This is a genomic window from Xenorhabdus bharatensis (genome assembly GCF_037996705.1).
Lineage (GTDB): Bacteria > Pseudomonadota > Gammaproteobacteria > Enterobacterales > Enterobacteriaceae > Xenorhabdus > Xenorhabdus bharatensis.
Genome location: NZ_JBBMXG010000024.1, coordinates 29,021 through 42,882, shown reverse-complemented (window position 1 = coordinate 42,882; position 13,862 = coordinate 29,021). Strand labels below are relative to the sequence as shown.

The following is a 13,862-nucleotide window of genomic DNA, read 5'->3' as shown; positions in this document are numbered from 1 at the left end:
CGGCCTAAGAAGATTAACGGCCTTTAGATGTCGTTTTTCTTCCTGTGTTCTGGCGGGAACTGCTTGCAGAACGTTTTCCTGCCGGACGAGAAGCTACCTGAGCATGTCGCCTTACTGCACGGCGGATCTGGTTGGCTTTAAGACGGCGTTGGTCGCGTTCAACCGCGACTTTGGATACAGTCTCTTCATTCAGCTCAACCAGTTGGCGCAAATAGTTCGTCTGTTCCAGACCTAATTCAGTCCAGCCACCACGAGGTAAACCTTTTGGCAGGTCAATATCACCATAACGAACACGGATCAAACGGCTGACCTGCACACCAACGGCTTCCCATAAACGTCTGACTTCGCGGTTACGCCCTTCCGTCAGAGTGACGTTATACCATTGGTTAATACCTTCCCCACCTTTAAACGAAATCGTCTTAAATGAAGCCGGGCCGTCTTCCAACTGTACACCTTGTGTCAATTGGCGCAATTTTGCGTTATCTACTTCACCAAAAACACGAACCGCATATTCACGTTCAACTTCACGGCTTGGGTGCATCAGACGGTTTGCCAGTTCACCATCTGTTGTAAACAGTAACAGGCCACAAGTATTGATATCCAGACGCCCAACGGCAATCCAGCGCGCATCCTGCATTTTCGGCAAACGGTCAAAGACTGTCGGACGACCTTCCGGATCATGACGGGTACACAACTCACCTTCTGGTTTATAGTAAGCCAGAACACGGCAAACTGTTTTTTGTGACTCTTTGATATTTAAGATCCGACCGTCAAAGCGGATTTTTGTGCCGGGTTTGACTTCAATACGATCACCCAACGTTGCAATCTTGCCATCAATACTAATGCGCCCCTGTTGAATGTATCCTTCAATTTCACGGCGGGAGCCATGACCAGAACGCGCAAGAATTTTTTGTAACTTTTCTGTTTTATCGCTCATTGAGCAACCTCTGCTGTCGCCTTCACAGGCGTCGTATAATAAAAAATAATTAAATGGTTATCTTATAAAAAAGGCGTTGCATCGCCTTCGCCTTCACGAAGAACCACTGGTGAATCCTCGGTTAAATCCACGACCGTTGTCGGTTGCTGCCCAAGATAGCCACCGTGAATGATTAAATCAACCTGTTTACCCAGCGTATCTTTAATCTCTTCCGGATCAGATTCCGCAAAATCATTTCCGGGTAAAATCAGACTACATGACATCAAAGGCTCACGCATTGCCTCCAGCAACGCTAATGCTATAGGGTTCGATGGAACACGCAGCCCTATAGTCTTACGCTTCTCGTTCATTAAACGGCGTGGTACTTCTTTTGTTGCCTGTAAAATAAATGTGTAATTACCGGGCGTATTATTCTTAATTAGCCGGAATGCCTGATTACTTACATGGGCATAAGTCGCAATTTCTGATAAATCACGACATACCAGCGTAAAATTGTGCCGTCCATCCAGTTGACGAATACGGCATATACGGTTCATTGCTTCCTTGTTTTCGAGGCAGCAGCCAATGGCATAACCTGAATCAGTAGGATAGATAACAACTCCGCCCTTTTTTAATACTTCCACACTCTGGTCAATAAGACGCGTCTGTGGATTATCAGGATGGATATAAAAAAACTGGCTCATAACAATAACCTCTACTTCGATGCAGCCCCGTCCTGTGACCAATCGTGCCATATCGGTACAACATCACCGGGTAACCACAAATTACGACCGAGTTCTATCCATGAACAAGGCTGGTGAAAATCAGACCCTAATGATACTTTCAGCCCATATTCTCTTGCCAGTTGACCAAGTTGTTGCCTTTCATTAGGTGCTTGTTGGCATTGTGCAACTTCCATTGCATCACCACCATGTTGTTTAAACCAGATAATTAAGCGTTTCAGCCATTTCATTGACAAACCATATCTACCGGGATGAGCAATCACTGCCTGTCCTCCGGCCTGATGAATGGTTTCAACTGCCTGCTCGATTGTACACCATTGAGGCGGAACATAACCGATTTTTCCTTTCGCCAGATATTTTTTGAAAACCCGCTGAATTGTCGGCTCGATCCCCGCTTCAATCAAATAACGGGCGAAGTGCCCACGAGTGACCTGTCCACCATTAGCTAGCCGGGATGCACCTTCCCAAGCATCGGGAATGCCCGCTTTAGCTAACCGATGCCCGATTTCAATGCCTCGCTCTTTTCTTAAATGAACCTGATCAGACAGGAATGTTTTTAAGGCAACAGAGTTAATATCAACATTTAACCCGACAATATGAATTTCCATATTTTGCCATAACGTCGAAATTTCAACGCCGGAGATCAACGCCAGAGGCAGCTGATTCTGCCTAATATGGTTCAAAGCCGTTGGAATACCTGCCGTTGTATCGTGATCCGTCATTGCCAGTACATGAATGCCCATGGAAATCGCTCTGTCCACGAGCTGTTCAGGTGATAAAACGCCGTCTGAAGCAGTCGTATGACTATGTAGATCATAGCGTTTTGTCATTTCACTAATGGCTTCAGTCATTGTTCTTTACCTGTGTGTTGGATGAAAAGCAGGCGCACTGTCTATCAGCTATCAGGCGATATGACGTACAAAGCGGGAATGATAACACAGTGATGGCGGTTGCAGGGGCTAAATGCCGAATAGACTTCGTTATTTAGATGAAAAAGAGAAACCCTATCAAACGATGATAATCATATCAGGTTCGATAGGGTCAAAATAACATGGCTATCCATTGTTTCTATTTTTTATCGAATCGTAGTAATAAGTAGCAATAAGTAGCAATAAAAAGATAAGGCATTTATTTCATATATCGATGATAACAAAACTTACTTTCAGCCTGAATGGGTTTCCCACAAAATGTTCCCGAACTAGAAACTGTTAATTTGTACCAGCCGAAATGTTTAAGGTTTACATCAAAACTCCAGTACCCCTTATCATCAGCACTTGTGCTACCTGTACTAACATTTCCTGATATCATTGTCTCGCTAGCTCTATGACACATATGACTCTCTCCATAACTCAGGATATCATATGACACTTCCATTTTCGGTTGTGAATACCCCCCTATAGGCGTATCTATTGGAGCACTATATGCAGAAAGAATCCCCTCATTTACTGGTTGGGAGATATTCAAAATAGCCGCATTCACATCATCTACTTTCTTATTTTCATAGGTATGACCATTCACTGTAATAGTCTGCTTCGCTTTTACCTGATACATTCCCGGCGCTACATTCTCCAGAGTACAGCTCCATGATCCATCTGTTATTGAAACTTGTACAGGGCCGCATTTATGGGCATTTCCACCTACTGATAAAGAAATATCAGCACCTTTTGTTGCTGTACCTGTAATTGGAATAGAAATAGTTTCATTTGAGGCTGTACAGATAGGATCAGCCACAGGATTAATCGTAATATCGCGCATATAGATCACATCAAAATTGCGTATAACAGGCTTCCCTGATGCCACATTATCTACCCATTGCTGGGCCTTGAGCTTATATGTGCCCGGAATTGATTCCATTACCGGACAAGACCAATTCTGATATTCATCAACATAAACACTACAACTCAGCGTGTCTGCAACCAGTGTGTCTGAAATATGTACGGTGATAAGAGCACCAACTTGTCCTTTACCGGTGATGGTATAGGTTGGAGTTTTGATTTGCGCCCCTTCTTCGGGTGTCAGTATGCGCATTTGCAAATTATTCCCATAGCGCACTTTAAAACTCCGATTAACATGGGAGCCGATATCATCCACAACCGTCACATGATAATCTCCCGGCACAGAACTATAAGGCCCGCATGTCCATGTATAATTATGTTTATTGAGCTTCGCGGAGCACTCATCATGATCAGCGAATGCTTTGACTGTCACTGAGTTAACATTCTCCTGCATCGTGCCACTAAAAGTATATGAAGGGGTTTTTATCACTTCGTCTTCTTTAGGGAACTGTACTGTTAGTGCATCTTCTCCCACATAAAATGCTACTTTTGCGGTGGATTGCTTCGCCTTATCCAAAAAGGCGGTTGCTACCAATTTCTGTTCTCCCTTGGCGGAGGTATCTAAACCGCTGATTCCTTGCCAATGCCCTTTATCATCTACAGTGATGCCATTCTGACAAACCTGCGCCAATTCTTTTATATCCAGACATATTACCGTTCCCGGTACTCCGGTACCCGTTGGCAAGATATTTGCGCGATACTGATATAAGCCACCGTTATGTGGTTGCGTGATAGCCACTGATTGAGTGGTTTTAGTCTGGACTTCAAAAGAAACGGATGAATGTGAATTTTGTGTATCATCAATAAACTGCTCTGCGGATACGGTATATTTCCCCTCTTCCGGGTGATAAGGCCCACAAGACCATTTCCCTGATGCCTCAACAGTGGTAATACAATCTTTAGCATTACCAAACCCTTTGATGTATACGTTTGCATTTTCTTCCCCCGTGCCTTCAATTGTAAAAGGGAGAGTCGTTATTTTTGCGCCATGAGTAGGATAAGTAATATCTATTTTTGTTTTGGCGACGACATATCTGCGCGTAACCTGAGACGTTCTTTCATAATTCCCCCCAAATGCCGTCGATTCTGTTTCTTTATACTGAGCCGCATAAATATAAAACGTCCCTTCATTTAATGCCAATAATACAGGTTGATTAGGGCAGGCCCATTTCCCTTTTGAATCCACAGTAGCAGAACAGATTATTCCCTCATTAGATCTCGGGAGTGTCATATTTTTTGGCGGTAAAAATTCTTTTGCCCCTGTAACGATAATTAATTGATTAGGGCTTCCCTGACCTTCAATGGATATCCCATCATCTAGCCTATATTGAGCACCCTTGGCAGGAGAGGTAATACGTATAGGGACAGTAAAATGCCAAGTGATAGGATCTCCGACATGTGCTTTATTATGTGTTTCCTGTAATTTGATCGTATAAGTATCTCCACCTGAAATAGCATCAGGCTGAATAACCAAATTCCAAAAGTAACCAAGGCCAGTACTGAATAGAGAGTTAGCTAATGAAGAAACGCTGCCGAAAATCGCTCCAGATATTTCACTGAGAAAGCCACCAAAACCTCCTCCACCTCCACTGCCTCCTGAGCCACTTAATGAGCCAGAAATGCGAATGGGATTATCCGGATCAACCGTTGACTTATCTTTAGGATTCTCTACTTCAAATTTTTCCTTGTCCGGATCATCCGGGTCATCCGGATCATCATCTTCAATAGTCAGACGTGTAGTATCCTTGGCAACAACTTTACCTTTTTTCATTAATTCGGCAGTTATTTCATAAGTTCCCACAGGAAAAATGATTGGATCTTCACACTCCCAATTACCATTGTCACTGACAACCGCTCCGGTACAAATAGTCGTCTCTTTAGCCAGATTTTGGTTATTCTCCTCCGATTTAAATAAAGAATGATCTATTTTACGCCTTTTAACATCAACTTCATCGCCGGGAACATTAGAACTACCAGTTACATAACTTGGCGTTCCTTCAGTAATCGTCTCTCCTTTGGAAGGTGTTTTAGTCTCAATTTCAGGTGTTTTTATCAGAAAATAACTTCTGTCAAAAGGTGAACTTCCCCAATATTTTTTAAATTCCCTCAGTCCCAATGGATGATATTTATCCGCCACTTCGATATAGTAAAGCCCGTCTTTTAATTGAATATCTGGTAATTTAATCTTCCAAGTAGGAGGACTATTTTCTAGTGAAATAGGCAAAAAATCTTGAGTTCCATCTAATTTTATCGGAGAGAAAGTTTCTTTACCCTCATCTTTCATGTAGATAGAATATTCGGATGGTAAAATCACATCACCATTTGGTGAAGTATATGTGTTTTTATCACCTCCATGGCCTTCAAATTTTTTAATATTTTCATTTGACGGATTATTAATATCATTTTTTTTATCAAATCTTGGACTTAAATACCCTCCCACTCTTAATTTTTGGTTCCATAATACTGAGTCAAGCGGATCAACATTATCAATATTCTGTATTGCAAAGATATTTACCATCGAATCTTCGCTATTTTTCTCACTACGTAATTTATTAAGAATAAATTTTTTATCCTTATTATTATCATTACCACAATTCAAATCCACCTGATTAAAAAAACAAAAAAATATTGACCCATTATCTAAATTTAAGTTAAAAGATAACTCCTTGTTATATTTTTCATTACTAGTATTAATATTTGCAATCTCTGGTTTTTTATTTTTTTTTGGCTGAAAAAGTATATCAACTTGATCATAAACATTTAAATTATTACTCCTTTGAGCGGCTGTTATTTTATAATTCCATGGCCTTTCCTCACTCGGACTATCAATTTTTTTAATAACTGAATGATTTATAGTACACGACCAAAATCCATAGTCTGTTGTTTTTATTAGGTTATTATCTCTAATGCCTTTACATATTTTGTCTTGAGTGAATTCAACATCTTCTTCTATATTAGATTTCAGAACAAGTTCAACCATTGACTCAGGATCAGCATATCCACGTATTGTAAAATCTTCAGTAGACACAATTGATTTATTTGCTGGATAAACTATACCAAACTCATTCGAAATGGAGGGGATTTTTGCCTGTACAATGTCCTCTCTCCATAGTAACCCTCTACCGGATAATTCTCTTGCTTTAATAATTACATAATATTCATCTTCTTTATTTACATCTTCTGTAAAAACATCATTATGTGGAATAGAGCATTCCCATTTGCCATCAACACCAACAGGATTCTTACATTCTACTGTCTTGTCTTCCTTTTTATCAATAGAATAAATTAATTCAATTCTACTTCCTTTCTTACCCCATCCCTTAACAAGAATATCCTGACCTCGTTTTCTTAAATGAGCATTCCAATCTGGATTATCAATCCATATTTGTTTCATGATTTGAGAAAACCATTCACCCGGATAAATTTTTTTTACAAAACCAGTATCATTATGCTTCCCGGTGACATCTGATATTGCTGAAAAAGGATAATTACGTCTATTATCACTTTCCTGATTTACATTAAAAGCATCAAACCCAAAGGAAGAAACACCAATAATTGTATCGTTCCATATAATAGGACCTCCAGAATCACCTTGTTGAATTATTCCTGGTTTTAGTCCCTCTTTTTGATTTGCTTTTATAATCAATCCATTTTTATTCTGTGTATCACGAGCTGGAGAAATAATAACAACATCAGCACGGTATTGTGAGTTATCACTATTAAGTTGCTGCTTTCCGGTTGTTTTATCAATTCCTCTAACACCATATCCATAGACAGAAGCTTGATAATAAGTGCTATTTAATTTTTCATAAGCTGCATCATAATTGAAAAACCGACGAACACGACCATATTTTTCATCTAATTTCAATGGGTTATTCAACTCTAGAATCGCGAAATCATGTTTATCATCTATAGCAACGCCTATATGAAAATTAGTGGCGGATGCAGAAACTTTTTTTGCTTTATCATATGCACTAACCACATAATAACTTTTGGCTTTTTCTTGTTTACAATGTGCTGCGGTTAAAACATAGTTTGGTGCAATCAATGACCCAGTACATAAAGGATGTTCTTTATTATTATTATCAATGTAATAAATATTCACAACCCAAGATTTGCATTTATCACTACCAGTATCCTTACAACTTTCCTCTCCTCCTGCAATAGCTTTCAAGGGGGGGGATTTTAATTCACTTTCGGCAAGTGAATGACCAAGTGAATGACTAAAATGTAAAAAATACAATAATAATATAAATAGAGTTCTAACAATAATCATTCCAATCTCCTTAAATATTAAGGCGATGATTAATTTTGAGTAACGCAAATCATTCCACGATCGCTACCTGTACATTTAAGAGTTTTTTTACCTCTACCTTCATAATTATCATCACTAGACATTTCGTCAAAGGTAAATGTATATTGCCCTCTACTTGCATAATTTTTATATTCATATTTCCAATTACCGTTTTTATCAGATTTAGCTTCTTCTAACAGACCAAATCCATCAAGTGATATTTCAACTTCAGCATTTATAAATTTTTCTTCATCGTCAATAGTTGGTAAAGATGTTCCATAAAATTCTGTATAAACACTGTCGTTTTGATGTGATACAGAAAAATTTTTAGAGCTCAGTATTACCACTTTATCATTCTCATTGGTAAGGAGATTACCAGATGAGTCTTTTCCAACAGCGCTAATGGTGATAAAACCCATTGGTACTTCCTGAGCTTCATAGCTCCAATCACCATTAGCAAAACTGGCAGGCGATTGTGAGGACTCTGAAGCACCAGTATCGTATGATACATAGACGAAGATCCCGTCATTTACCGTACCTTTAATTGGAATATTTTGTGTATCTTGAGTATATTGAATGTCTGAAGAAACAAGTTCCTCGTTTTCCGGCTGAGTTATCTTTACAGAACAGGCTTGCGTAGAATAACTTATTTCTTTTTTACCGGGCATTCCTCCGGGTAAGAGAGATTGATGAGTGGCCTGTAATTCTGATGAAGGGTCGGAGACCAGTGCTTTATAATTAATGGAACAAACGGCCTCTATATCTTCTAGATTCCATTCGCCTGTATCCGTATCAACATTCGGCGTATAACTCTTGGTTGGTGAATAAATCGACCCATCATGGTTATAACCCGTAATTTGAACCTGCATATGTTTTTCATCATCAGCTGTATCGCTATTTATCCGACCCGATAGACTGTATTTTCCGGGAGTAATAATTTGCCCATCCTGCATTGAAGTAATCGTTTCTCCACATAGGGGACCATTAAACGTGACACCGGAGTTTCCCATATCAGCAATACTCACTGTGCCGGTAATACCGCACGGCATCCAGAGATGTGCAGTCCAATTATCGCCATCACCTGTAGGCTGAGTTGAATAACTGTTGCTATCGAAACTGGTAACAAGCTCAGGCCAAGCAGGCCAACCTTTATCATCTTCAGTATGGCCTTTCCCTGAAACGGTAATATAGTTATTGTCAACAGTGGAATTAGGTTTCGGGCTGGTTATATTTGCCGGGCAACTTTGTGCAGAATAATTGACTTCTGATAGACCGGGCATCCTTGATACCATACCAGTATCTGAGGACGCAGATGAAGAAGCTTTATATTGAATGGAGCAAACAGCCTCTAGGCCTTCCAGATTCCATTTACTTGTCTCCGTATCAACAGTCGGCGTATAACTCTTTGTTGGTGAGTAAATCGTCCCATTGCGGTTATAACCCGTAATTTTAACCTGCATACGTTTTGCTTCATCAATCGTACCGCTATTAACCAGACCAGATAAACTGTATTTTCCGGCAGGGATAGTTTGCCCATCTTTCATTGAAGTAATCGTTGTACCACACCAGGGACCATATAACATTACACCAGCATTAACTACGTCTTTAATTACAATGAAACTTTGGATTTCACAAGGCCACCAAATTTGTCCCTTCCAATTATCTGCATCACCTGTAGGCCGAGTAGGATAATAAATATTGTTCCCAGAATAATCAAAATCGCTGGAAAGCTCAGGCCAACTTCCATCCTTATTACGTCCTTTTCCTAAAATTGTTGTATAGTTATTTTGTGACCTTGCATCCCAGTCAGGATAAGTAATTTTCGGCGGATCCCAACTTGGCTTTGGCGGCTTCGGATCATTATCATCTTTTATAGTAATAGTAATGTTATAATCGTTTGCAATAGGCGTACCATCATTATTTAAACAATTATTACCACCACAATCTGCGGAAACTTCTAGTCCACATCCCCGCCCTGTATCAACATGGTAAAACCAACCCATCCCTGGGCCGAGGAGCGGGAACGGATTATAAGAAAAAGTCAAATCAACATAGCAACTTTTATATTCTTTATTATTAAAATAAGTTGTTGCTGTCCAACTAATGCTTTTTGCTACTTGAGAACATACAGGAAAAGAAAAAACGCTGTTTCTAATTTCAATTTGTTCTGTTTTTTTGTCCCCTGCCTGCAAATCAATATTTTTTTCTCCTGAATTATACATACAATGGTCATCATTTCTATAAAGATTTAATTTATCATATTTACTCCCATTCTTAATCGTCACATTATAATAATAAGAAGGAGGCACTAAAAATAGTTTTCCCGGCGGATTATCTTGGTTATTTATCTTATAGGGAACAATAACATTTTTATCTAAATCAATTGCACTAGAGTTATGAAAAAAAGTTGTAATAATAAAAAACAACATGGCATATAAGTTTATTTTTTTCATAAGATAATAGCTCATTAAAAAATAATGCCGTTGATGAAAAACAACAGAAGTAATTCACAATAAATTCATAAAGAATAAAATTCAACCAATTGCATTTATAAAAAATGAGCCATCTGTTATAGATTTAAACTACTGATCGATATAACCCATTCAATATACACAGAAGAAAAATACATCAAAAAACGGTTGACAAGCAAACGAAGAACTAGTTTACTAGTACGTAAGATTTGCTTGTTGAACACATATTACTAACACTCTACTTTAACAAGGCACTTACGATGCTCACACTTATGAAAGCAGCTCAAAACATGCGTTGGTGGCTCGGCTTCCCATTCAGGGCGGTTGAGTAGCACACATAAGTTGAGATCTAAAGTGCCAATAACCCGCTCTGAAAAGCGGGTTTTTTTATACCAATTTTCTGCAGAAAAAGATAACAAAAGAGGTGGGTATGATGGGAAAGGAATTTAATATTTCGATAAATCAACGAGAGTCAGTCTACCAGTCTGATCCAACGTTGCTTTTCAATGAATTATGCAATAATCGGCCAGCCACATTATTGTTAGAGTCAGCGGAAGTTAACAGTAAAAATGCGATCAAAAGCATACTGATTATTGATAGTGCTATGCGTATTACTGCTAATTCTCGACAAGTGGATTTTGCGGCGTTGACTGAAAATGGCAGAAATCTGCTGCCTACCTTAGCCAACCTGCTATCCGAAAAAGCCCAGATCACTCTCGGAACACATACTCTTCAGGCTCAATTTCCTGTTATTAACGAAAATTTAGATGAAGACAGCCGTTTAAAAGCCGATTCTGTTTTTGATGCATTACGTGCTCTGACTCAATTATCGACCCTAGCTGAAGATTCTGATGCCATTTTTGCAGGCGGATTATTTTCCTATGATTTAGTCGCAGAATTTGAACAACTTCCCATACTCAAAACCTCTCAACGTTGCCCTGATTTCTGTTTTTATCTGGCAGAAACCATGATGGTGATCGACCATCAACATCAGCACACACTGTTGCAAACGACATTATTCGGTGAATCAAAAGCAGAGGAACAGCGCCTTGACGAACGTTTATCTGCACTGGAAAACATCATTTCTCAGCCTCGTCAACCCTTAACGCCCGTAACATTACCTGATATACAAATTTCCTGTAACCGGAGTGATGAGCAATATGCCGACATCGTTCAGCAATTACAGGGGTTTATCCGGCGTGGTGATATATTTCAGGTCGTTCCATCCCGGCGTTTTACACTACCCTGCCCAGCCCCACTGAATGCTTATCACACTCTGAAAAAACTAAACCCAAGCCCGTATATGTTTTTCATGCAGGATCAGGATTTTTGTCTGTTTGGCGCTTCTCCCGAAAGTGCCCTTAAATATGATGCCGACAGCCAGCAAATTGAAATTTATCCAATCGCAGGCACACGTCCCCGTGGACGCAATACCAGTGGTGAATTAAACGCCGATCTGGATAGCCGGCTTGAACTGGAAATGCGTACCGATGCTAAAGAATTATCCGAACATGTCATGCTAGTTGATTTAGCCCGTAATGACATAGCCCGTATTTGTGAACCGGGTAGCCGCTACGTTGCTGATTTAATGAAAGTTGACCGCTATTCATTTGTTATGCATCTTGTTTCCCGGGTAGTCGGGAAACTACGCCATGATCTGGATATTTTCCATGCCTATCAGGCTTGCATGAATATGGGAACACTGACAGGTGCGCCTAAGGTTCGGGCGATGCAACTTATCGCACAATATGAGAATGAACGTCGGGGCAGCTATGCTGGTGCAGTGGGTTATTTCACTGGCATAGGGGATTTTGACACATGCATTGTGATTCGCTCTGCCTATGTAGAAAACGGAGAAGCGACCGTTCAGGTCGGCGCCGGTATCGTTCTGGATTCCGTCCCACAATCCGAAGTTCAGGAAACCCAGAGCAAATCCAGAGCTGTCATTCACGCTATCGCTCAGGCTCATAACACGGAGGTAACATTCTGATGGCAAATATTCTTCTGATCGATAATGTTGACTCTTTTACCTACAATCTTGTGGATCAACTCCGCTGTGGGGGTCATCAGGTTATTATCTACCGTAATACGGTATCCACCGAGATAATCATGGCTCAACTGGAAAGTATGGTATCACCATTACTAATGCTGTCTCCGGGCCCCGGAAAACCCTCAGAAGCCGGGTGTATGCCACAATTACTTCAACTGGTTATCGGAAAAATCCCCGTGATCGGTATCTGCCTCGGGCATCAGGCCATTATCGAAGCCTATGGTGGCACTATCTCAGCCGCCAGTGAAATTCTGCACGGTAAATCAACATTAGCGACTCATGATGGGCTGGCTATGTTTTCCGGTTTACCTAACCCGCTTCCCGTTGCCCGTTATCACTCACTGGTGGGTGTAAACATTCCGGCAACACTGGTTGTTTCCGCTTATTGTCACGATACAGTAATGGCGGTTCGTCATGACGGTCACCGCGTTTGTGGATTTCAGTTTCACCCTGAATCCATCCTGACAACACAAGGAACCCACTTGCTTGAGCAAACACTGGCATGGGCGCTAAATTCGCCGGAATCGGAGCAATAAAAGGGAGGATGGGAAAATGCAATTAATTTTAGAAAAACTGTTTAGTGCACAAGCACTGACCCAGCAAGAAAGCCAAAAACTTTTTACGGCTATTATTTGCGGTGAACTGAGCGATCCTCAACTCGCGGCCGTATTAGTCAGTATGAAACTCCGCGGTGAACAGCCTCAGGAAATTGCCGGGGCTGCACAGGCACTATTAGCCAATGCATCTCCATTTCCACGTCCTGACTACCCTTTCTGTGACATCGTCGGAACCGGTGGTGATGGAACAAACAGCATCAACATTTCAACAACCAGCGCTTTTGTTGCAGCCGCCTGCGGCCTTAAAGTGGCAAAACATGGCAATCGCAGCATTTCCAGCAGCTCAGGATCATCTGATTTACTGGCTGAATTTGGTATCGCACTCAATGCCAGTGCTGAAGAATCCCGCCGGGCACTGGATGAAATTAGTATCTGCTTTCTGTTTGCCCCACAGTATCACAGCGGATTTCGCCATGCAGTTAACGTTCGCCAACAACTGAAAACCCGTACTTTGTTCAATGTACTCGGTCCGTTAATTAATCCTGCCCGCCCGCCTCTTGCCCTGATAGGTGTTTACAGCCCGGAATTAGTGAATCCTATTGCCCAAACATTACAGGTATTGGGCTATCAGCGGGCTGCCGTCGTACATAGCGGGGGCATGGATGAAGTTGCTTTACACGCTCCGATTCAAATTGCTGAACTTAACCGAGGTGAAATTATCCAATATCAGTTAACAGCAGAAGACTTTGGGCTGCAAAATCACCCGATGTCATCACTCAGTGGGGGAACGCCACAAGAAAATCGCCATATGACGAGCTTATTATTACAAGGGCAAGGTAAAAAAGCGCATGTCGATGCGGTGGCTGCCAATGTTGCGCTTTTAATGAAAATACATGGTCAGGAAGATTTACGGCAAAATACGCAACAGGCATTGGATGCGATTTACAGCGGCCGGGCCTATGAAAAAGTGATCGCACTAGCAGCAGGGATTTAATC

At 40.8% G+C, this 13,862-nt stretch carries 8 protein-coding genes and 1 other annotated feature; of the genes, 3 read left to right on the top strand and 5 right to left on the bottom strand.

The features are described from left to right. Positions 1-13: 13 nt before the first annotated feature. From rluB to AAC855_RS18420, 5 genes are all read right to left on the bottom strand, one after another. A complete protein-coding gene (gene rluB / locus AAC855_RS18440) occupies positions 14-937 on the bottom strand; it encodes a 23S rRNA pseudouridine(2605) synthase RluB (RefSeq protein WP_340611503.1) in 924 nt (307 codons plus the stop codon). A 62-nt stretch (positions 938-999) separates the two neighbouring features. Beyond that, positions 1,000-1,620, bottom strand: a complete 621-nt coding sequence (locus tag AAC855_RS18435) for an L-threonylcarbamoyladenylate synthase (protein WP_340611502.1) — start codon at positions 1,618-1,620, stop codon at positions 1,000-1,002. Positions 1,621-1,631: 11 nt separating this feature from the next. After that, positions 1,632-2,510 carry an RNase RNM gene (rnm, locus tag AAC855_RS18430; RefSeq protein WP_340611501.1) on the bottom strand — a complete coding sequence of 293 codons (879 nt, stop codon included), beginning with the start codon at positions 2,508-2,510 and terminating at the stop codon, positions 1,632-1,634. A 277-nt stretch (positions 2,511-2,787) separates the two neighbouring features. Beyond that, positions 2,788-7,770 carry a trypsin-like serine protease gene (locus tag AAC855_RS18425; RefSeq protein WP_340611500.1) on the bottom strand — a complete coding sequence of 1,661 codons (4,983 nt, stop codon included), beginning with the start codon at positions 7,768-7,770 and terminating at the stop codon, positions 2,788-2,790. A 29-nt stretch (positions 7,771-7,799) separates the two neighbouring features. Beyond that, positions 7,800-10,241, bottom strand: a complete 2,442-nt coding sequence (locus tag AAC855_RS18420) for a hypothetical protein (RefSeq protein WP_340611498.1) — start codon at positions 10,239-10,241, stop codon at positions 7,800-7,802. Positions 10,242-10,549: 308 nt separating this feature from the next. Continuing rightward, positions 10,550-10,650 (top strand) — a sequence feature (Trp leader region). A 39-nt stretch (positions 10,651-10,689) separates the two neighbouring features. Here AAC855_RS18420 and AAC855_RS18415 point away from each other — a divergent pair. From AAC855_RS18415 to trpD, 3 genes are read left to right on the top strand one after another with little or no spacing between them, the layout of a single operon-like run. Beyond that, positions 10,690-12,249, top strand: coding sequence for an anthranilate synthase component 1 (locus tag AAC855_RS18415; RefSeq protein ID WP_340611497.1), 1,560 nt, complete (start codon positions 10,690-10,692; stop codon positions 12,247-12,249). After that, positions 12,249-12,845: a glutamine amidotransferase-related protein gene (locus AAC855_RS18410; RefSeq protein WP_340611495.1), complete on the top strand. Its 597-nt coding sequence runs from the start codon at positions 12,249-12,251 to the stop codon at positions 12,843-12,845. Before AAC855_RS18415 ends, AAC855_RS18410 begins: the two co-directional genes overlap by 1 nt. A 16-nt stretch (positions 12,846-12,861) precedes the next feature. Beyond that, the gene (trpD, locus tag AAC855_RS18405; RefSeq protein ID WP_340611494.1) at positions 12,862-13,860 is read left to right on the top strand and encodes an anthranilate phosphoribosyltransferase; all 999 of its coding nucleotides are present in this window, start codon (positions 12,862-12,864) and stop codon (positions 13,858-13,860) included. Positions 13,861-13,862 lie beyond the last annotated feature (2 nt).

Bases quoted from the DNA above. Each gene is read 5' to 3' on its own strand.
- rluB (WP_340611503.1), bottom strand. From the start codon at position 937: ATGAGCGATAAAACAGAAAAGTTACAAAAAATTCTTGCGCGTTCTGGT.
- AAC855_RS18435 (WP_340611502.1), bottom strand. From the start codon at position 1,620: ATGAGCCAGTTTTTTTATATCCATCCTGATAATCCACAGACGCGTCTT.
- rnm (WP_340611501.1), bottom strand. From the start codon at position 2,510: ATGACTGAAGCCATTAGTGAAATGACAAAACGCTATGATCTACATAGT.
- AAC855_RS18425 (WP_340611500.1), bottom strand. From the start codon at position 7,770: ATGATTATTGTTAGAACTCTATTTATATTATTATTGTATTTTTTACAT.
- AAC855_RS18420 (WP_340611498.1), bottom strand. From the start codon at position 10,241: ATGAAAAAAATAAACTTATATGCCATGTTGTTTTTTATTATTACAACT.
- AAC855_RS18415 (WP_340611497.1), top strand. From the start codon at position 10,690: ATGATGGGAAAGGAATTTAATATTTCGATAAATCAACGAGAGTCAGTC.
- AAC855_RS18410 (WP_340611495.1), top strand. From the start codon at position 12,249: ATGGCAAATATTCTTCTGATCGATAATGTTGACTCTTTTACCTACAAT.
- trpD (WP_340611494.1), top strand. From the start codon at position 12,862: ATGCAATTAATTTTAGAAAAACTGTTTAGTGCACAAGCACTGACCCAG.